The 19,863-nt window shown below is 45.6% G+C and carries 18 protein-coding genes; 3 read left to right on the top strand and 15 right to left on the bottom strand.

The features are described from left to right. Positions 1-50 precede the first annotated feature (50 nt). The 6 genes from rimO to ICN46_RS10255 all read right to left on the bottom strand — a co-directional run bounded on the left by rimO (position 51) and on the right by ICN46_RS10255 (position 6,406). The gene (gene rimO / locus ICN46_RS10280) at positions 51-1,409 is read right to left on the bottom strand and encodes a 30S ribosomal protein S12 methylthiotransferase RimO (RefSeq protein ID WP_216208348.1); all 1,359 of its coding nucleotides are present in this window, start codon (positions 1,407-1,409) and stop codon (positions 51-53) included. Positions 1,410-1,411: 2 nt separating this feature from the next. Further along, entirely contained in the window at positions 1,412-1,972 is a 561-nt protein-coding gene (phaR, locus tag ICN46_RS10275) for a polyhydroxyalkanoate synthesis repressor PhaR (protein ID WP_216208345.1), read from the bottom strand. 107 nt (positions 1,973-2,079) lie between these two features. Beyond that, a complete protein-coding gene (locus ICN46_RS10270) occupies positions 2,080-2,820 on the bottom strand; it encodes a 3-ketoacyl-ACP reductase (RefSeq protein WP_216208343.1) in 741 nt (246 codons plus the stop codon). Positions 2,821-2,856: 36 nt separating this feature from the next. After that, a complete protein-coding gene (phaC, locus tag ICN46_RS10265; RefSeq protein ID WP_216208340.1) occupies positions 2,857-4,488 on the bottom strand; it encodes a class I poly(R)-hydroxyalkanoic acid synthase in 1,632 nt (543 codons plus the stop codon). A 119-nt stretch (positions 4,489-4,607) separates the two neighbouring features. Continuing rightward, positions 4,608-5,369 carry a peptidoglycan editing factor PgeF gene (gene pgeF / locus ICN46_RS10260; RefSeq protein WP_216208337.1) on the bottom strand — a complete coding sequence of 254 codons (762 nt, stop codon included), beginning with the start codon at positions 5,367-5,369 and terminating at the stop codon, positions 4,608-4,610. After that, positions 5,369-6,406 carry an RluA family pseudouridine synthase gene (locus ICN46_RS10255; protein WP_216208335.1) on the bottom strand — a complete coding sequence of 346 codons (1,038 nt, stop codon included), beginning with the start codon at positions 6,404-6,406 and terminating at the stop codon, positions 5,369-5,371. Before ICN46_RS10255 ends, pgeF begins: the two co-directional genes overlap by 1 nt. On the opposite strand from ICN46_RS10255, the gene bamD reads away from it, so the two are divergent. Further along, the gene (gene bamD, locus ICN46_RS10250; protein WP_304608840.1) at positions 6,400-7,320 is read left to right on the top strand and encodes an outer membrane protein assembly factor BamD; all 921 of its coding nucleotides are present in this window, start codon (positions 6,400-6,402) and stop codon (positions 7,318-7,320) included. The genes ICN46_RS10255 and bamD overlap by 7 nt on opposite strands. Positions 7,321-7,345: 25 nt before the next feature. Here bamD and alr read toward each other — a convergent pair whose 3' ends face one another. After that, complete coding sequence (alr, locus tag ICN46_RS10245; RefSeq protein WP_216208423.1) at positions 7,346-8,446, bottom strand: alanine racemase; 1,101 nt, start codon at positions 8,444-8,446, stop codon at positions 7,346-7,348. 74 nt (positions 8,447-8,520) lie between these two features. On the opposite strand from alr, the gene lplT reads away from it, so the two are divergent. Next, positions 8,521-9,840 (top strand): lysophospholipid transporter LplT, encoded by a 1,320-nt coding sequence (gene lplT / locus ICN46_RS10240; protein WP_216208332.1) that lies wholly within the window; start codon positions 8,521-8,523, stop codon positions 9,838-9,840. Between the two features lie 17 nt (positions 9,841-9,857). Here lplT and ICN46_RS10235 read toward each other — a convergent pair whose 3' ends face one another. From ICN46_RS10235 to scpA, 8 genes are read right to left on the bottom strand one after another with little or no spacing between them, the layout of a single operon-like run. After that, the gene (locus ICN46_RS10235) at positions 9,858-10,397 is read right to left on the bottom strand and encodes a uracil-DNA glycosylase family protein (protein ID WP_216208329.1); all 540 of its coding nucleotides are present in this window, start codon (positions 10,395-10,397) and stop codon (positions 9,858-9,860) included. Then, complete coding sequence (locus tag ICN46_RS10230; RefSeq protein ID WP_216208326.1) at positions 10,394-10,939, bottom strand: GNAT family N-acetyltransferase; 546 nt, start codon at positions 10,937-10,939, stop codon at positions 10,394-10,396. Before ICN46_RS10230 ends, ICN46_RS10235 begins: the two co-directional genes overlap by 4 nt. Positions 10,940-10,953: 14 nt before the next feature. Further along, the gene (gene tsaB / locus ICN46_RS10225; protein ID WP_216860342.1) at positions 10,954-11,673 is read right to left on the bottom strand and encodes a tRNA (adenosine(37)-N6)-threonylcarbamoyltransferase complex dimerization subunit type 1 TsaB; all 720 of its coding nucleotides are present in this window, start codon (positions 11,671-11,673) and stop codon (positions 10,954-10,956) included. A 10-nt stretch (positions 11,674-11,683) separates the two neighbouring features. Beyond that, complete coding sequence (locus ICN46_RS10220; RefSeq protein ID WP_216208323.1) at positions 11,684-12,148, bottom strand: VOC family protein; 465 nt, start codon at positions 12,146-12,148, stop codon at positions 11,684-11,686. 5 nt (positions 12,149-12,153) lie between these two features. Next, on the bottom strand, positions 12,154-14,190 hold the full coding sequence (accC, locus tag ICN46_RS10215; protein ID WP_255538839.1) for an acetyl-CoA carboxylase biotin carboxylase subunit: 2,037 nt from the start codon (positions 14,188-14,190) through the stop codon (positions 12,154-12,156). A gap of 12 nt (positions 14,191-14,202) precedes the next feature. After that, entirely contained in the window at positions 14,203-15,735 is a 1,533-nt protein-coding gene (locus ICN46_RS10210) for an acyl-CoA carboxylase subunit beta (RefSeq protein WP_216208320.1), read from the bottom strand. A 9-nt stretch (positions 15,736-15,744) separates the two neighbouring features. Further along, the gene (gene meaB, locus ICN46_RS10205; protein WP_216208317.1) at positions 15,745-16,770 is read right to left on the bottom strand and encodes a methylmalonyl Co-A mutase-associated GTPase MeaB; all 1,026 of its coding nucleotides are present in this window, start codon (positions 16,768-16,770) and stop codon (positions 15,745-15,747) included. Between the two features lie 16 nt (positions 16,771-16,786). After that, on the bottom strand, positions 16,787-18,973 hold the full coding sequence (scpA, locus tag ICN46_RS10200; protein WP_216208314.1) for a methylmalonyl-CoA mutase: 2,187 nt from the start codon (positions 18,971-18,973) through the stop codon (positions 16,787-16,789). Between the two features lie 95 nt (positions 18,974-19,068). Here scpA and ICN46_RS10195 point away from each other — a divergent pair, with 95 nt between their 5' ends. Further along, entirely contained in the window at positions 19,069-19,707 is a 639-nt protein-coding gene (locus ICN46_RS10195; RefSeq protein ID WP_216208310.1) for a GntR family transcriptional regulator, read from the top strand. Positions 19,708-19,863 lie beyond the last annotated feature (156 nt).

The raw sequence follows: 19,863 nt of genomic DNA, 5'->3' as shown, positions 1-19,863 counted from the left end.
GCCCCAATTGGAGCAAATTTAGTAATTCAACCTCAATTTTTATGCGAATTTCAAGTTTCGGCTATTAGGTCATGCCCTTGGGAGCCAATCACTGTCACGCGGACAAATTCGCCGATGCGGTAGCGCTTTGATGGCTTGTTTGGGGGTAAAACCCTCACTAAACCATCAATTTCAGGGGCATCGCCAATAGTGCGCCCAACTCCACCCCCCTCATCAATGCGATCAATGAGGACCTGAATACGTTTGCCCACTTTCTTGCCAAGACGTTTAATCGAGATATCTTCAGCCTTAGCCATAAAGCGGGCTCTGCGATCCTCTCTAGTTGCCTCTGAAACAGGTTTTTCAATTAGATTCGCTGCAGCTCCATCAACCGGCGAATACGCAAAACAACCGGCACGATCGATTTGGGCCTCGTCAAGGAAATTGAGCAGGTATTCAAACTCTTCTTCAGTCTCGCCAGGGAATCCAGCAATAAAAGTGCTACGAATCACAAGGTCTGGACAGGAAGCGCGCCAAGCCTGTATGCGCTCTAAATTTTTCTCGCCACTAGCGGGTCGCTTCATCCTCTTCAGGACATCTGGATGAGCATGCTGCAAAGGAATATCAAGGTAGGGTAAAACGCCATAACCATGCTCAGAAAATTCCGCCATCAAAGGCAAGATGTCATCTACATGCGGATAGGGATAAACATAGTGAAGTCGCACCCACGCCTGATGTTTGCGAGCAATTTGATTTAAAGCATTCACCAAATCAAACATCCGAGTTTTGATAGGTTTACCATCCCAAAAACCAGTGCGATATTGGATATCAACTCCATAAGCGCTTGTGTCTTGCGAAACCACTAACAATTCTTTAACGCCAGATTCAAATAATTTATTTGCTTCGTGCAACACTTCGCCAATCGGCCTAGAGACCAGATCACCGCGCATGCTAGGAATAATGCAAAAGGTGCAACGGTGATTGCATCCCTCGGAAATTTTTAAATAAGCATAATGCTTAGGCGTTAACTTGACGCCAATTGGAGGAAGCAAATCTGTGAAAGGATCGTGTGGCTTAGGTAAATGCTGATGAATAGCCTGCATTACCTCGTCAGTCGCGTGCGGTCCCGTTACCGCCAGAACCTTGGGGTGTATGGTTTTAATGAGATCACTGCCATCGGCATTTTTTCTAGCGCCAAGGCAGCCAGTCACAATCACTTTGCCATTCTCAGCCAATGCCTCACCGATGGCAGAAAGACTTTCTTCTACAGCTGAGTCTATAAAGCCGCATGTATTTACAATGACAAGATCGGCGCCCGAATAATCTTTAGAAGTTTCATAACCTTCAGCGCTTAATTGAGTCAGAATTAATTCAGAGTCAACTAAAGCCTTGGGGCAACCCAAGGAAACAAAACCCACCTTACCAGCCACAACTATTCTTTTTCTGTTTTAGGGGTTTGTGCGGCAAATGGAAAACCTGTGAAAAGGTTTTGCGAGCCTTGCATTTGCTCCTGCATCTTCACAAAGAGATCCTTGCTTTGATCCATATAATTACCCATAAGATTTTGCATCATGGGATTCTGTAGATTTAACATTTGCGCCCAGGCTTCAGGACTACTACCTGCCCCCATCCCTTTTGATTGATCACCCAATTTGTTATGGATATCAACAAAAGATTGCATAGTTTTCTCAAGGTAATTACCCATCAAACCTTGCATAGAATTACCGTAGAAACGAATAATTTGAGAAAGCATTTGTGTTGAGAAAACAGGTGCGCCGCACGCCTCTTCTTCCAAGATAATCTGCAGCAGAATATTACGCGTCAGATCATCTTCCGTCTTGGCATCAACAACCTTAAAAGCCTCACCAGCCATCACCAGCCCCTTGATATCGGATAAGGTGACATACGAGCTAGTTTGCGTGTCGTAAAGACGACGATTTGGATACTTCTTAATGAGACGGTCTTCACCAACTCGTTTAGAACGGGCAACCATAAATTTTTTCCTAAATAGGTCTACTGCAATGCAACATCGGCATAGTTTATCCCTAGTCTGACCAAAAGGTAAATATGCCGATGTGATGTTCTACTTAGAGGCTCTGTTTAGCCTGTATGGATACCGCCATTCAAGGAGAAATCGGCTCCAGTAGCATAACCGCCGTCCTCAGAGGCAATCCAGCAGCAAATAGAGGCAATTTCTTCTGGGGTCCCCAAACGCTTGACGGGAATGCCAGAAACAATTTTTTCTAGAACATCCTCACGGATCGCCCTGACCATATCTGTACCGATATACCCAGGGGAAACTGTGTTGACGGTCACGCCTTTGGTAGCGACCTCTTGGGCTAAAGCCATCGTAAATCCATGCAAACCTGCTTTTGCAGTGGAGTAATTAGCTTGGCCAAACTGCCCTTTTTGCCCATTTACGGAAGAAATGTTGATAATTCGGCCCCAATTGTTATCGCACATACCATCGATCACCTGCTTGGTCACATTAAATAAAGAATTGAGGTTGGTATCAATTACAGCCTTCCAAGCATCGGGAGTCATTTTGCGGAAAACGCTATCGCGTGTAATGCCAGCGTTATTTACCAGGACATCAACACGGCCTACCTCAGCCTTAACCTTATCGAATGCTGCAACCGTACTGTCCCAGTCAGACACATTGCCTTCAGAAGCAATAAAATCATAGCCGATCGCTTTTTGTTCAGCAATCCAGCGATCCTTGCGAGGAGAATTTGGACCGCAGCCTGCAATAACTTTGAAGCCATCTTTAGCCAGGCGCTGACAAATAGCGGTACCAATACCGCCCATACCACCGGTTACATATGCAACTTTTTGAGACATGGATTTCCCCTTATAAATATGATGTTTTATGAGTAATTAAACCGCTGAACCTAATTTTTCTTTGACGTACTTACCAGGAGCAGCCTCTAATTCTTTATACTTTGAATTTCCAAATGTTTTCCTTGCGGCAATTTTTTTGCCACCATACTGGGCGAGCCATTTTGTGTAATCAGGCCACCAACTGCCTTTGATTTCTGTTGCGCCCGTGAGCCACTCTGGGCCAGTTTTGGCAATCTTGCTGTTTTCAAAGTAATAGCGTTTGTTTTTTGCGGGAGGATTAATAACCCCTGCAATATGTCCAGAGGCCCCGAGAACAAAACGATTCTTCCCTTTAAGAATTTGCGTGGACTCATATGCAGACTGCCAAGGAACAATATGGTCCTCTTGTGATGCATAGATATATGCTGGGCAATCAATCTTACCCAGATCAATCTTCTGATCGCATAAACTTACCTTGCCAGGTTTAACTAAATCGTTTTGTAAATAAGTATGGCGTAAATACCAACAGTACATCGCACCTGGGAGGTTTGTGGAGTCACCATTCCAATAGAGCAAATCAAATGGTGGAGGGGAATTACCCTTAAGGTAATTTTCTACAACGTAATTCCAAACCAAATCATTGGGGCGCAAGAAAGAAAAAGTGTTACCAAGGTCTAGCCCAGACATCATGCCAAACTTACCAGACTCACCGCCAATACTGGTTTCACGCATCTTGACCATGTTTTCATCAATAAAGACATCTAAGATGCCAGTGTTTGTGAAATCCAATAAAGTTGTAAATAGGGTCAAACTTGCAATAGACGCATCCTTTTTAGCTGCTAAGACAGCTAAAGCTGAAGCTGTTAGCGTGCCACCAACACAAAACCCAAGAATATTAATTTGCTCTGTACCGCCAATATTTTTAGTTACTTCAATAGCCTTAATCACACCATTGCCAACATAATCTTCCCAAGTTACCTTGGACATTGATTCATCAGGATTTTTCCATGAGACCAAAAAAACAGTATGGCCCTGCTCCACCATATAGCGGACAACAGAATTATCAGGCTGTAAATCTAAGATGTAATACTTATTGATGCATGGCGGGACCATCAAATATGGACGCTCGTAAACAGTCTCAGTCAGAGGCGTATATTGAATTAACTCAAATAGCTCACAACGAAATACTACCTGCCCTTCTGTGGTGGCTATATTTTTACCAACCTCAAATGCAGTTTCGTCGGTCTGAGAGACTTTGCCTTTTTTCATATCACCCAGCAAATTGACGATACCATTTTGTATGGACTGACCTTGTGAGCTAATAATGTTTTCCAACACTTCAGGATTGGTAGCTATAAAGTTAGATGGAGATAAAGCATCAATCATCTGCTCGGTTGTGAACAAAATCTTTTGTTTGGATTTTTCATCAGCTTCAACAGCTTTAGCCAAAGCCATAAGGTGCTTTGCATTGAGCAAATAAGTTGCGGCTATGGTTTTACTCCAAGAGGAGTGCCAAGCTTTCCCAGAAAAACGACGGTCTTTTACTTCAATTGCTTCTGGGTTAGTGGCAAGATGAGCTAATTCAGCAAAATATTCTTTTTGAATTTCTGCCAAACGTTCTGGCGGAATCATTGCCATGTGATGTGGTGCTAGTGCCGGCGATGCACCCGTATTCATACCTGCAAACATAGTCATCTCTTAAATTGAATTTAGACATTCTCCTTCTATAAGAGCTTCAGAGTTATACGCACTAACCCTAGCCCAAGGGCTAGGCTAGTAATTACCCGAAGTTAATAGGAGAAGGTGAGTCACTGAGTAAACCAAATTAGAGAAGCAAAGCGCCCAGAAGTGGCATCACGGCGGTGCGAAAAGAAGCGATTACGGTCTGCAAAGGTGCAGAAATTTCCTCCAGAAATATGCTTTACCCCTAATGCAGATAATCTGGCCTGTGCCAAAACATAAAGATTGGCAAAATATTTGCCAGGTTTGCCTGAAATAGCTTCAAATGCATTTGACGTAAACGTAAACCCCGACTCTGCAAAAGCAGCATAAACATCCTCCCCAACCTCAAAGGCGTCTGGTCCAATAGCTGGGCCCATCCATGCTATCAATTCATTGGCCGATGAATGAGGCATTAACTGCAGAAGTTCGGCAACTGTATTTTCAATAACCCCGCTACAGAGACCACGCCACCCTGCATGTGCTAAGCCAACAATGTTGCCCTCTTCGTTGCTAAAAAATATGGGCAAACAATCAGCAGTCATAACCGCTAAGACCTCATTTACTTGATTGGTAATTGCAGCATCTGCCTCAATGGCGTCGCTTGGCGAAAGGCTTCGCTTGGCAGGAGTACTCACAACGGTGCCATGAACTTGTTTAAGCCATAGCGGGTTAGCCGGTAAGAGCGTCCTGAGCAGTGTACGATTAGCAGCTACTGACTTTGGGTCATCACCAACATGATCGCCAAGATTCCAGGATGAGTAAGGCGCAATACTTACCCCGCCTTGTCGCGTTGTTACGAGAGCCTGAACAGATAGAGGGGCACTCCAATCGGGCTTGATGATAGCCATTAGCTTGAATCGCTATTAATGGAGGCCAGCACAATAGATTCTTGTGGCAGATCATCCCCAACCATCCCAACTTGATTTAACAGCAACATCAAATCATTGGGTGGCAACCTAAACCAAGTGATGATGTTTGCAGTAACTGGATGCTGCAAACTTAATGCAAAGGCATGCAAGGCCTGACGCTCAAATCCAAGTGACTTTGCGACACCAGGAGTTTTTTTACGGTAAACAGGGTCACCCAACAAGGGGTAGCCCAAGGACTCAAGATGAACTCGTATCTGGTGTGTCCGACCAGTTTCAAGGCGACATTCCAGCAAAGTGATCGGCGATCCTTCATATGCACCTTTAGCAAGGCGCCTAAATAAGGTGGCTGCTGGCTTGCCATGCGCAGAACCCGCCGCCATCTTTAACCGGTCCCGCTGATCTCGTCCCACAGAAGCCAAAACCTTTCCCTGTGTAGGGGCCTCACCCCAAACCCAGGCAATATAACGCCTTCCGACCGTGCGGTCTTGTAACTGCCTAACTAAAGCTGTTTGGGCTAAAGCGGTTCTGGCGACAACCATTAAGCCAGACGTGTCTTTATCCAATCGATGAACGATACCCGCCCTTGGTAGATTCTTAAGCTCTGGGTAACGAAATAAAAGTCCATTTAATAGTGTGCCCGACCAGTTTCCAGCAGCGGGATGCACAACCAAGCCAGGCGGTTTATTCACAACAATGATCGATTCATCCTCATAAACGACATCCAAAGCAATTTCTTCAGGACTAAAGGCAAATTGCTCAGGCATTTCTTGGGGGAAAACTTTAATACTCTCCCCGCCTCGAAGCAGATAGCGTGCTTTTGTAACTTTTCCGTCCACTGTGACGGCGCCAGCCTCCACCCAAGCCTTCAGGCGATTTCGTGAGTAATCGGGCAAAGAGGCAGCTAGAACCTTATCTAAACGTTCGCCGTTGACTTCCAGAGGAATTTCTATGGCTATGAAATCCTCATCATCGATATAATCAGAAGGATTCGAATCGGGAGTTTGCGGCAATGCCACGCTTAAAAGGCCTTTCAGTTATGTCAGATGTTATTTCAGACGCTAGTTTAAGGCTTGCTGCTGCTATCAAGTCATTTAGCGGCAAAAGCCCTCAAAAGCGTAGAGCCCTTATTTTGACTCTTTTCTTCTTTGCGAGCACCAGCGCCCTTCTGTTGAGTGGTTGCGCTGGTAGCGATGGGCAGAAAGACGATACAGATAAATGGTCCGAAACAAAACTCTATTCAGAAGCAACGGATAAATTAAATGATGCCGACTTTGCAAAATGCGGCAAATACTTTGAAAAACTAGAAGCCCGATTCCCTTTTGGGCCCTACTCTCAGCAAGCGCAAATTAATGCCGCTTACTGCTACTGGAAGGCTCAGGAGCAAGCGCAAGCGCTAGTAGCCATTGATCGCTTTATTAAGCTTTTCCAGGGCAGCCCTAACCTTGATTACGCCTACTATTTAAAAGGCTTAATTACCTTTAATGATGATTTAGGATGGCTAGGTAAATTTACAGGGCAAGACTTAAGTGAGCGAGACCCGAAGGCAGCCAAAGAGGCTTTTGAATCGTTCAAGGTTGTTGTAGAGCGCTTCCCTAATAGTAAATACGCTACGGACTCGTTAGATCGTATGCGCTACATCGTCAACTCTTTGGCAGAAGCAGACGTAATAGTTGCGCGTTTCTACTTTCAACGTGGCGCCTATTTGGCCTCCGCAAATCGAGCACAGCTTGTAATCCGTGACTATGATCGCGCTCCGGCCGTTGAAGAGGCTCTATACATTTTGGTGAAGTCCTATGAACGGCTGGGAATGCAGGATCTTAGTTCTGACGCCAATCGGGTTTTAGTATTGAACTTCCCAGATAGTCAGATAATGCAAACTGGTCAGCGCGTCAAAAAAGAACGTGAGTGGTGGCAACTTTGGAATAAGTAACTACTGCCTTACTCGCAGCCATTACTTATTTAATTTCAACAGCTACCCTAGGTGCTAAGGCGCAAATCAGTTCATAGCCAATGGTGCCACTCATCTGAGCGACATCATCGACTGGCACTTGAGTACCCCACAGTTCGACGCGACTCCCAATTTTGGCCTGTGGCGCCTGACGCAAATCAATCGTCAACATATCCATTGACACGCGACCAACCAATGGGCAAACAACGCCTGCGCCGTCGAATGCACCACCCTCAACCCATACAGGCGTTCCATCAGGTGCCTGACGGGGGTAGCCATCAGCGTAGCCACAAGCTATAACACCCACTCGCATAGATTCGGGCGCTTGATAGCGTCCGCCGTAACCGACCCGATCACCCTTTTTTAATTCCTGGATATCAATGATCTCGCTTTGTAAGCGCATCACTGGCTGCAAATTGGCATGCTCGATATCTTTATAAGATCCAGTCGGGGAAGCTCCATACAACATAATACCCGGCCTAACCCAATCACCTAGGACTGTGCGGTGCCATAAAATCGCGGCAGAATTGGCCATGGATGTTGGTGCCGTTAGATCGGCAATGGTTGCCTCAAAGCATTCCAGTTGTTGTCCCACTGTCGGCAATTGGTTGACTTGGTCTGCGTTAGCAAAATGGGTCATATGATGCATCTGATGCCCTAATGCGTGCAAACGATGAAATGCAATTCTGTACTTATCAGGGTTGAACCCCAAACGATTCATACCGGTGTTCATTTTGAGAAAAATGCTAAATCTCTTATGGCTCTGAGATTGATAATTTTCCAGCCACTCAATTTGACTGTCGCAATGAACCACCAGATCACAAGCCAAATCCTCTGCATTTGCCACTTCTGCTGGGTGAAATAGCCCCTCTAGCAATAAAATACGACCTTTCCAGCCGTTTTCCCTTAACCATCGGGCATCCTCAATATCTAGAAGAGCAAAGCCATCTGTAGCCTCTAAGCCTTTAAATGCAGCTTCAAAGCCATGACCATAAGATCTAGCCTTAATTACGGACCAAATCTTTGACTCTGGCGCAAGCTCCCTCACGCGAGTTAAATTATGGCGAAAGGCCTCGGTGGATATAGATGCCAAAATTGGTCTATTAATCAGGCTATTATCTGAAACGTCCATATCCACCCCTCCTTTCATGTTTTAATTGTGTCAATGACTAGATTGTACGAATGAACCGTAGTTTTTACATCATTATGGCGGCGCAATTTTTTTCGTCGCTTGCTGATAACGCCCTGCTAATTGCGGCAATTGCCCTCTTGGTCCAGCTCAACGCGCCGGCCTGGATGACGCCCCTGCTCAAACTCTTTTTTGTGCTTTCTTACGTACTCCTTGCGGCTTTTGTTGGCGCCTTTGCGGATTCCCGCCCCAAAGGCAATGTCATGTTCATTACCAATACGATCAAATTCGTCGGCTGTGCCGCCATGCTGCTAGGTGGACATCCAATCATCTCATACGCGATTGTCGGTCTGGGGGCCGCCGCCTATTCACCGGCTAAGTACGGAATTTTGACTGAATTGCTCCCCCCTGAAAAATTAGTAGCTGCTAATGGGTGGATTGAAGGACTTACTGTCGGCTCGATTATTTTTGGAACCGTCTTTGGAGGAATTTTAATAAGCAGCACGGTTTCTCAGAGCTTATTAAGTTTTGATATGCCAGCCCTTGATACTGGTATCGATACACCAGCTGAATCTGCAATTTTAGTCATCATGATGTTTTATGTCATCGCGGCACTCATTAATCTTCGCATTCCCGATACCGGAGCTCGATACGTAACCCAAAAAACAAATCCAATAGAGCTAGTCAAAGACTTTGCCGTGTGCTTTAAGACACTCTGGAGTGATCGTCTTGGTCAGATTTCCCTAGCGGTAACCACCTTATTCTGGGGTGCTGGTGCTACTTTGCAATTTATTGTTATCAAATGGGCTCAGGTTGCGCTACACATGAACTTATCTCAGGGCGCAATATTGCAGGCGATCTCGGCCGTTGGTGTTGCTGCAGGAGCGGTCTGGGCTGCTTGGCGCGTACCATTACGTAGCTCATTGAATGTTTTACCTTATGGAATTGCAATGGGCTTGGTCGTCTGCGTTATGGCACTCTATAACTCCAATATGTTGCCTGACATAGTGCTATTAACTGTTGGAAAACTGGAAGTCTCACTCAATTTGCTTCCAGCATATTTCTTATTACTCTTAGTTGGATGGCTTGCTGGGTATTTTGTTGTCCCCATGAATGCTCTTTTGCAACATCGCGGGCATGTACTAATGTCTGCGGGTCATTCCATTGCCGTACAAAATTTCAATGAAAATATTTCCGTTCTAATGATGCTATTAGTCTATTCACTGTTAATTTGGCTTGATGCATCTGTTCAGTATGTGATTATTGGCTTTGGCTTAACGGTGAGCCTAATTATGTGGCTGGTAATTAAGCGTCACATTGCAAATCAAGCAGAATATGACTCAATGCACCTTATCGGCGAACACAAGCACTAAACGCAGCAATATCTAGATCAAATATTTTGTAACACCGATCTCGCAAGAAGTAAATCCTGCCAGAGCAACGCTTTCTCTCCCGGCTTGGAAAGAAGATAAGACAAATCAAATGAGGCAATAAGAGGTATCTCATCCTCAAGTTGGCAATCCAAAGCTAAAACAGTTTCCCTAAGCTCCGGGAGTGAATCGCGTTCACCAGATAATTTTTGAGCCGCCTTCTCACCAAAAGCGACAGCAACGGTTGGTAGACGATTCGCAGAGGTATTCAGGGCGCTTAAATTATCAGATGGGTTTTTCCATTCCCACTCGTTTGGAGACAATCCCAAAGTCCGGATGACGTTTTGAAACAGGACTTCGGCATCACCCTGTGGCTTGCCTCCAAAAAACCACCAGGTGCCCATAGAGGACTTTTCCGGTAAATTGCTTGGATGTGCACTTTGAGGGACACGGTTTTGAGGAGCCGGCTCATCAGGCGATAAAACGACTGGCAGCTCACGGGGGACCCATTCAGTGATGCCCATCTCTTTTAAGAAGTTTGAATTTATTGATGTATTCATAGTGCTAGATTAATCGATTTTGCCATCACTGTTGCATCTTCACGTAGGCCAGTATTGGGATTATTAGGATAGTAGTTATTACGTGTGCCAATTACTTCATAACCCATGGATCCATACATATTGACTGCTGCCAAATTGGATGGCCTAACTTCAAGAATAATTCGCGGCATCCCTTGTTGAGCGGCAACAGATTCAATCGCATTCATCATGCGAACTCCAATACCCTTCCTGCGCAATCCTGGAGCAACGGTAATGTTGAGTAAGTGCAACTCATCAACCGCAGGAAATAATACGCAATAAGCCCATAAGGCCTGCGGATCGAGATAGGAGCCTTTGATAACCGAATCAACTTTGGGGCGAATGCAATATGCCCAATGACCTGCAGCCAAGGAGTCAGAAAAATTACCTCGAGTCCATGGGTGTATATGTGAAACAAGTTCAATTGCGAGGACTTGATCAAGATCTACAGGTAGCATCGGGATAAAAGAAAGCTCTTCACCACCTTCTCTTAGTACTTCAGTACGCTGCAAATCCTGAGTCATATTTTCGTCCAAACTCAGGAATGGGTTTGTTTACGTTCGCTAGCTGTATAGGCAACCTTATTGCGAATATAAACAGGTTCAAGTAGATGAACATCCTGAGCAAAACCCTGGGCCCAAGCTAGGGTTGCGCAAGAAAGGATGCCTAGAGCGCTCACGCCAATTTGAGAGTCAATAGATCCAACAGTAAATGATTTATTTACATGTCCTAACAATCGATCCCCGTATGCATCAATAGCGCTACCTGCCATAAATTCAACGTCATCTAAGTCAACTTTTTCTGGTGAGGACAAATGAATATCACCACAGCGGATAAAGCCTGAAGGGGTAGATTGATACTGTGCCCAGTAAACCTCATCCATCCGGGCATCACAAGTCACAATGAATCGATTGGGTTTGAGGGCTAAAAAATGCGGGGTTTGAACCAACTCAGCCGCAATAGCATCAAGACTAATAACCGGAATTACAGGCAAATTAGCGGACACCGCTAATCCCTGCGCAACTGCAACACCAAGCCTCACGCCAGTAAAGGCGCCAGGGCCAACACCAATTGCAATAGCATCAAGTGAGGCCAGCTCCAATTGGGCCGTATGAAGTAATGACTCAACCCAGGGCAACACTAATTGGCTTGCCCCAGCTGAAACTTTTTGATGCAACACTATAGGCTGATTATCATCGACTGACAGTGCAACTGAGCACCAAGCCGATGAAGTATCGATTGCGAGTAAGCGCGTCAACTGATAATCTCTATGAGCTTAAGCCTGCAATAACTTCAGCAGGGGCTTGTACTAACTCGATCAAAACGCCCTCTCCACAAACTGGAAACTCATCATTACTTTTGGGATGGATAAAAGTAATGTCGTACCCAGCGGCACCTTTTCGAATTCCACCTGGAGCAAAGCGCATTCCATTTGCGGATAGCCACTCAACAGCTTTAGGTAAATCATCAACCCATAAGCCAATATGATTCAGTGGCGTCTGATGAACGGCAGGTTTTTTATCAATATCGAACGGCTGCATGAGATCAACCTCAATCTCGTAGGCGCCAGAACCAATGGCGCAAACATCTTCATCTACATTCTCGCGCTCAGAAATAAAGGTACTTTTATATTCAAAACCTAATAAATCTACCCATAGCTTACGGAGGCGGTCTTTACTCTCACCGCCAATGGCAATTTGTTGTATGCCCAAAATTTTAAAAGGTTTAGTCATAATTCCTACGCAAAACGAATGATTAATTGATCGACAGCTAAGCTTTCTCCGACATTCGCACAAATTTCAGCGACCACGCCATCCTGAGTAGCAGTCAACGTATTCTCCATCTTCATAGCTTCAATGGCGGCTAATTTTTGACCAGCAGTGACCGATTCTCCAACTTTGACGGAAATATTCGTCAGCAATCCAGGCATAGGCGACATGATTAATTTTGAAGTATCGGGAGGTGTCTTAACAGGCATGCGGCGCTGCAACTCTGCCCCAAGTGGGCTCAAAACCATGCACTCATACTGTGCGCCATCCAGCACAAGGAAATACTTCCCACCGCGACGCTCCACTTGAGCAGTAACCTTGCTAGTGCCATTGATAGTAGCGCGTAAGCAAATTTCACCTGGGCGCCAGTTGCTTACGATATCGTAGCGACTTACACCATCAGCATCATCAATATAAACAGAATATGTTGAGTCTTTTAGTTCGACGCGAATTGGAATTTCAATGGGATTCTCTCTAGACCCGACTCGACTTCCGGTAACCACAACAAATTGTTTAGCAATCGTCATTTCATGACCAGCCAACTGGCCATCAATCATCTTAATGTGCTCAAGGTAGCGATACCGCATAAATGCTGCTAAAGCAACCAAGCGCTTTGAATCAGAAGGTTGGACTGAATCAGTCTTAAAACCTGCGGGGTACTCCTCAACAATAAACCCAGTTGTGAAATCACCTGATACAAATCTAGGATGCTGCAATAGAGCAGCCTGAAATGGAATGTTAGAGTGAATGCCGCGTATCACAAAATCATTTAAAGCTGAACGCATTTTTTCAATTGCTTCTGCACGATTCTTGCCATGAACGATAAGCTTGGCAATCATAGAGTCGTAGAACATCGGGATTTCTCCGCCCTCGTAGACCCCGGTATCGACGCGAACGCCACCAACCTCTTCAGGGGGGCGATATTTAACTAAACGCCCAGTTGATGGTAAAAAGTTTCTAAATGGATCATCTGCGTTGATGCGACATTCGATTGACCAACCATCCAACTTAATGTCTTTTTGCTCAAAAGTGAGTTTTTCACCGGCCGCCACCCGAATCATTTGCTCAACTAGGTCAATACCAGTGATATTTTCAGTGACCGGGTGCTCCACTTGCAGTCTTGTATTCATCTCGAGGAAATAGAACGACTTGTCCTTGCCGACGACAAACTCTACTGTACCCGCTGATTGATAGTTCACAGCCTTGGCAAGAGCTACAGCCTGCTCCCCCATTGCCTTGCGTGTTTCAGGGTCGATAAAAGGTGATGGCGCTTCTTCAATCACTTTTTGATGGCGACGTTGAATCGAACAATCCCGCTCATTGAGATAGACTACATTGCCGTGAGAGTCGCCAAGAACTTGAATCTCAATGTGACGCGGACCCTCAACAAATTTCTCAATAAAAATACGATCATCTCCAAAGCTATTCATTGCTTCAGTCTTGCAAGCAGCAAACCCTTCGGCAGCCTCCTTGTCATTAAAGGCAACGCGCAAGCCTTTGCCGCCACCTCCTGCCGATGCCTTAATCATTACCGGGTAACCAATGCCTTGAGCAATCTTAACGGCCTCTTCAGTCGTAGCAATTGCCTCATTGTGGCCGGGGATTGTGTTTACTTTGGCTGCAAGTGCGAGTTTTTTCGAGGCAATTTTATCGCCCATCGCCGCGATAGATTGGTGTTTCGGACCGATAAAAACAATGCCCTCTTCTTCGCAGCGTTTAGCGAATTGCTCGTTCTCAGACAAGAATCCATAGCCTGGATGCACAGCTTGCGCGCCAGTGTCTTTGCACGCCTGAATGATGCGCTCCATCAGCAAATAAGATTCTCGCGAAGGTGCCGGCCCAATACAAACTGCTTCGTCAGCCATTTGAACATGACGAGCTTCTTTATCAGCCTCAGAATATACCGCAACAGTTTTAATCCCCATCTTCTGTGCTGTTTTCATCACACGGCAAGCAATTTCGCCACGATTAGCAATCAAAATTTTCTTAAACATTTTCGTAGTCATGATTATTTAGCCTTAAAGAGGAATATTGCCGTGTTTACGAGCAGGATTCTTCAGTTCCTTATCCTTCAACATTGCTAGTGAGCGTGAAATACGTTTACGGGTCTCATGAGGCAAAATGACATCATCAATATAGCCACGACGTCCTGCAACAAATGGATTTGCAAACTTGGCTTTGTATTCTGCTTCGCGGGCTGCAATCTTTTCGGGATCCGACTTTTCTTCACGGAAAATAATTTCAACAGCTCCTTTGGGGCCCATCACGGCGATTTCTGCAGATGGCCAAGCAAAGTTCACGTCGCCACGCAAATGCTTAGAAGCCATCACATCATAGGCTCCACCATACGCCTTACGAGTAATCAGAGTAACCTTAGGAACGGTGCAATCAGCGTATGCATAGAGTAGCTTGGCACCATGCTTAATAATGCCGCCGTATTCTTGCGCGGTACCAGGCATAAATCCGGGTACATCGACCAGCGTGACAACTGGAATGTTGAACGCATCACAGAAACGAACAAAGCGGGCCGCTTTAATCGAGGCTTTAATATCTAAACAGCCAGCCAAAACTAAAGGCTGGTTAGCGACGATCCCAATTGAACGCCCCTCCATACGAGCAAAGCCTATGAGGATGTTCTTAGCATAATCAGGTTGCAACTCAAAGAACTCGCCATCATCCACAATCTTTGAAATCAACTCCTTCATATCGTATGGTTGATTTGGGTTGGATGGCACTAAGGTATCCAACGAAAAATCTGGCTCCTCAGTTCGCATTGCACCATGAATCATTGGCGCTTTTTCGCGATTTGATAATGGCAAATAATTAAAGAAACGGCGCAACATCATAATGGCATCAACATCATTCTCAAAAGCTAAATCGCAAACACCCGACACGGTTGAATGCGTGACAGCTCCGCCTAATTCTTCAGCCGTTACGTCCTCATGCGTCACAGTCTTAACAACCTCTGGGCCAGTAACAAACATATAGGAACTATCTTTAACCATAAAGATAAAGTCCGTCAATGCAGGTGAATACACTGCACCACCTGCAGATGGCCCCATGATCAATGAAATTTGTGGAATGACCCCTGAGGCTGTAACGTTGCGTTGAAAAATCTCTGCATACCCGCCTAGAGAAGCTACACCCTCTTGGATGCGAGCTCCGCCAGAATCATTTAAACCAATCACAGGTGCGCCAACCTTAAGAGCCTGGTCCATGATCTTGCATATTTTCTCAGCATGCGCTTCGGATAATGAGCCACCCAGAACAGTAAAGTCTTGTGAAAATACAAACACTAAGCGACCGTTAATCATGCCGTAGCCAGTAACAACTCCGTCTCCTGGAACGGTTTGATCGCCCATTCCAAAATCATGGCAACGATGCTCAACAAACATGTCCCACTCTTCAAAGGTACCCGCATCTAGCAATAGCTCAATACGCTCACGCGCCGTTAATTTGCCTTTTGAATGTTGAGCCTGAATACGCTTTTGACCGCCGCCTAGTCTGGCTAGCTCGCGTTTTGCTTCAAGCTGTTGAATAATATCCTTCATATTTACTCCCTAGAAAAATTCATGACCCATTGCTTCAAGTAAACGTCTCGCAGCAACAGAGGCGGCTATGGTTCCCTGATTAACTTGTTCACTTAAGCCGGGCAGAAGAGCTTGCACAGTTGGATGATTGCTAAAAGCATTTTTTAATCCTGCATCGATGCGATCCCACATCCAAGAGCCTGATTGTTGCGTGCGCCTAGCTTGCAGTAACCCATTTGCATTTTGTAATTTCTGAAACTGGAGTACTTTTTCCCAGAGCTCAGATATGCCAACTCCTTGTAGTGCACTCATACAAAGAACCAATGGGTGCCAATAGTCATGCTCATGCGAAGCATGCTCAGGATTTCCCTGAAAGCCTAAGAGACGTAGAGAGCTAGTAATAAATAGTTGCGCACGCATAGCAGCATCGGGGTCGATGTCCGCTTTATTGATAACGATCAAGTCAGCAATCTCCATCACGCCCTTTTTGATCGCCTGTAAATCATCACCAGCATTAGGAAGCTGTAAAAGCAAAAACATATCCGTCATACCAGCTACAGCAATTTCACTCTGACCTACGCCAACCGTTTCAACTATGACCACGTCAAATCCCGCAGCTTCTGCCACGAGCATTGCCTCACGAGTCTTCTCCGCTACCCCACCCAGCGTGCCGGATGAAGGGCTTGGTCGGATAAATGCACCATCCAATACAGATAGTCGCTCCATGCGTGTCTTATCGCCCAAGATAGAACCGCCTGAAATGGTCGATGAAGGGTCAATCGCCAATACAGCTACTCGATGCCCTTTTGCTATCAAGTAAAGGCCAAGAGACTCAATTAAAGTGGACTTACCAACACCTGGGACACCAGAAATCCCCAAACGAAAAGATTTACCAGTACTAGGCAGCAATGTATTAAGAACCTCATCAGCGCGGTGCCGATGATCTAAGCGCGTTGACTCTAGCAGGGTAATAATTTTTGCTAATGCACGACGCTGAGCGGGCGATGGGAGACCGGTAAGATCGTTTACTAGTGCCTCATCAGCGGCGTTGAGCATCTTCAACGATTCCTGTTTAAGTTAGTTTTACTGACTTGCGAATCTGCTCGAGTACGTCCTTGGCAGAAGCTGGAATGGGTGTACCTGGACCATAAATGCCTTTAACGCCAGCCTCATACAAAAATTCATAATCCTGACGAGGAATAACCCCGCCCACAAACACAATAATGTCATCGGCACCTTGGTTTTTAAGCTCAGCGATGATGGCTGGAACCAAAGTTTTATGACCGGCTGCTAATGTAGATACCCCAAGTGCATGCACATCATTCTCGATGGCTTGACGTGCACACTCCTCTGGCGTTTGGAACAAGGGACCAATATCAACGTCAAAACCGAGGTCTGCATAAGCAGTGGCTACCACTTTAGCGCCTCGGTCATGTCCGTCCTGGCCTAGCTTAGCAATCATTACACGAGGGCGACGACCAAAATCTTTTGCAAATTCGGCAATCTCTACTTTAAGTTTTTCCCAGCCTTCAGCTGAGTCATAAGCTGCTGCATACACACCGCTCACCTTTTGAGTATCGGCGCGATGGCGCCCGTAAACTTTTTCCAATGCATCAGAAACTTCGCCAACAGTAGCGCGGAGTCGAATAGCATCGACAGCCAACTCTAATAAGTTACCGGTGTTTTCTTCAGCAGCTCTTGTTAATGCACTTAGTGCATCTGCAACTTTTTTAACATCACGCTTCGCTTTGATGGCATTAAGACGAGCAATCTGACTGTCGCGAACTTGGTCGTTATCAATCATACGAACGTCAACCAAATCTTCTTTGTCGAGTTTGTATTTATTTACACCCACAATGACATCAGACCCAGAATCAATCTTAGCCTGCTTCTCAGCCGCAGCCGCTTCTATCTTAAGTTTAGCCCAGCCACTCTCAACGGCCTTAGTCATGCCACCCATACCATCGACTTCTTGAATAATTTCCCAGGCCTTATCAGCCATTTCTTGCGTGAGATTCTCCATCATGTAAGAGCCGGCCCATGGATCAATTACGCTGGTGATGTGGGTCTCTTCTTGAATAATTAATTGCGTATTACGCGCAATACGACTCGAGAACTCAGATGGTAATGCGATAGCCTCATCAAATGAATTGGTATGTAAAGATTGTGTGCCGCCGAAAACTGCAGCCATTGCCTCAATGGTCGTTCTGACGACATTGTTGTAGGGATCCTGCTCTGTAAGGGACCAACCCGATGTTTGGCAATGTGTGCGCAACATCAAGGACTTTGGATTTTGAGGGTTAAATGACTTCATAATGCGCCACCACAAAAGGCGTGCAGCCCTTAGCTTTGCGACCTCTAGATAAAAGTTCATCCCCATCGCAAAGAAAAAAGAGAGTCGACCTGCAAAGCCATCAACATCAAGACCCTTTGCTAACGCTGTTTTTACATACTCTTTGCCGTCAGCAAGTGTAAATGCTAGCTCTAAGACTTGATTAGCCCCCGCCTCCTGAATGTGATAACCCGAAATTGAAATCGAGTTGAACTTAGGCATGTTTTTGGCGGTGTATTCAATGATGTCACCGATGATGCGCATAGAAGGTTCTGGTGGGTAGATATAGGTATTACGCACCATGAACTCTTTCAGAATATCGTTCTGAATCGTGCCAGATAACTGCTCCTGTTTAACACCCTGCTCCTCGCCCGCAACAATATATCCAGCCAAAACCGGGAGTACGGCACCGTTCATCGTCATTGATACTGAAACTTTATCTAAGGGGATCCCATCAAACAGAATCTTCATATCCTCAACCGAATCTATTGCTACACCAGCCTTACCAACATCACCAGTCACCCGCGGATGATCCGAATCGTAGCCTCGGTGTGTTGCCAGATCGAATGCAACCGAAACACCTTGGCCACCTGCAGCTAAGGCCTTGCGATAAAACGCGTTAGATTCTTCAGCGGTTGAAAAACCGGCGTATTGGCGAATTGTCCAAGGGCGCACTGAATACATCGTTGCCTGAGGCCCTCGGACAAAAGGCTCAAATCCGGGCAAGGAGTTTGCGTATTGCAAGCCTTCGGTATCTTTAGATGTATAGAGGGCTTTTAGATGGATACCGTCGGGAGTCTTCCAACCCAAATCTTCTACATTACCCTTAGGGGCAGACTTTTGAGCAGCCTTGTTCCAAGAATCTATATTCGTCTCTTGAACTTTAGGCCAGGCACTAGACGCAGACTTTTTATCGCTACTACTCATAAAGCACTCCCAGTTGGCTTTATTGCTTATTAATAATATGGTTTTGCCATTTTGCTTGACATTTTTCCATTTGTCTAGATACTGTATACATAATTATGAATGCAAAACTGATTAATAGACCCTTATATGAGGACGTTGCAGAACGTCTTCGCACTCAAATATTCGCTCATGAGCTGGCGCCAGGAAGCTGGCTAGACGAGCAGAGTCTTGCGCAGCAGTTTGGAATTAGCAGGACCCCAATGAGAGAAGCTATAAAAGTATTGGCTTCAGAGGGGCTCGTTACAACAAAAATGAACCGCGGGGCTTATGTCACCGAGGTTGACAGGGGCGATCTGGAGCAAATATTTACAGTTCTCGCCTTGCTTGAGGGGCAAGCTGCCAGAGAAACGGCTGCCAAAGCCACAGAGGAAGATCTGACCAATCTTGATAACCTGCATCATCGGCTAGAAAAAGCCGCTGCAGATCGTGATGTGGAGCAATTTTTTGATGTAAATGTGAAATTTCATGATCTCATCCAAGAAATTGCAGGCAATAAATGGATGAATGAGGTTATTGGAGACCTCAGAAAAGTATTAAAGCTACAGCGGAGGGATTCACTGAGTCGCGCTGGCCGTCTACAAAACTCGCTCATTGAGCATCGAGCAATACTGCAGGCAATATTAAAGCGCGATGCGATTGCGGCGGAGCTAGCAATGCGCAAACACCTCACCCATGGGCTAGAGGCGACAAAGTAAGGTATGTGCAATAAAAAAGGCCTAGAGAATTTGAACTGACCCACAAAAGTTGGACACCCAATCCAACTCAACAGGGTCAGTCTCATGTCCAAATACAGCAAAGAGTTCAAGCTAGTAGTCATTGAGCATTACCTCTCCGGTAGGGGTGGTTTTAAA

The organism is Polynucleobacter sp. Latsch14-2 (assembly GCF_018881925.1).
Lineage (GTDB): Bacteria > Pseudomonadota > Gammaproteobacteria > Burkholderiales > Burkholderiaceae > Polynucleobacter.
The sequence above is the reverse complement of the archived record's forward strand: the minus strand, read 5'-3'. Positions and strand labels throughout refer to the sequence as shown.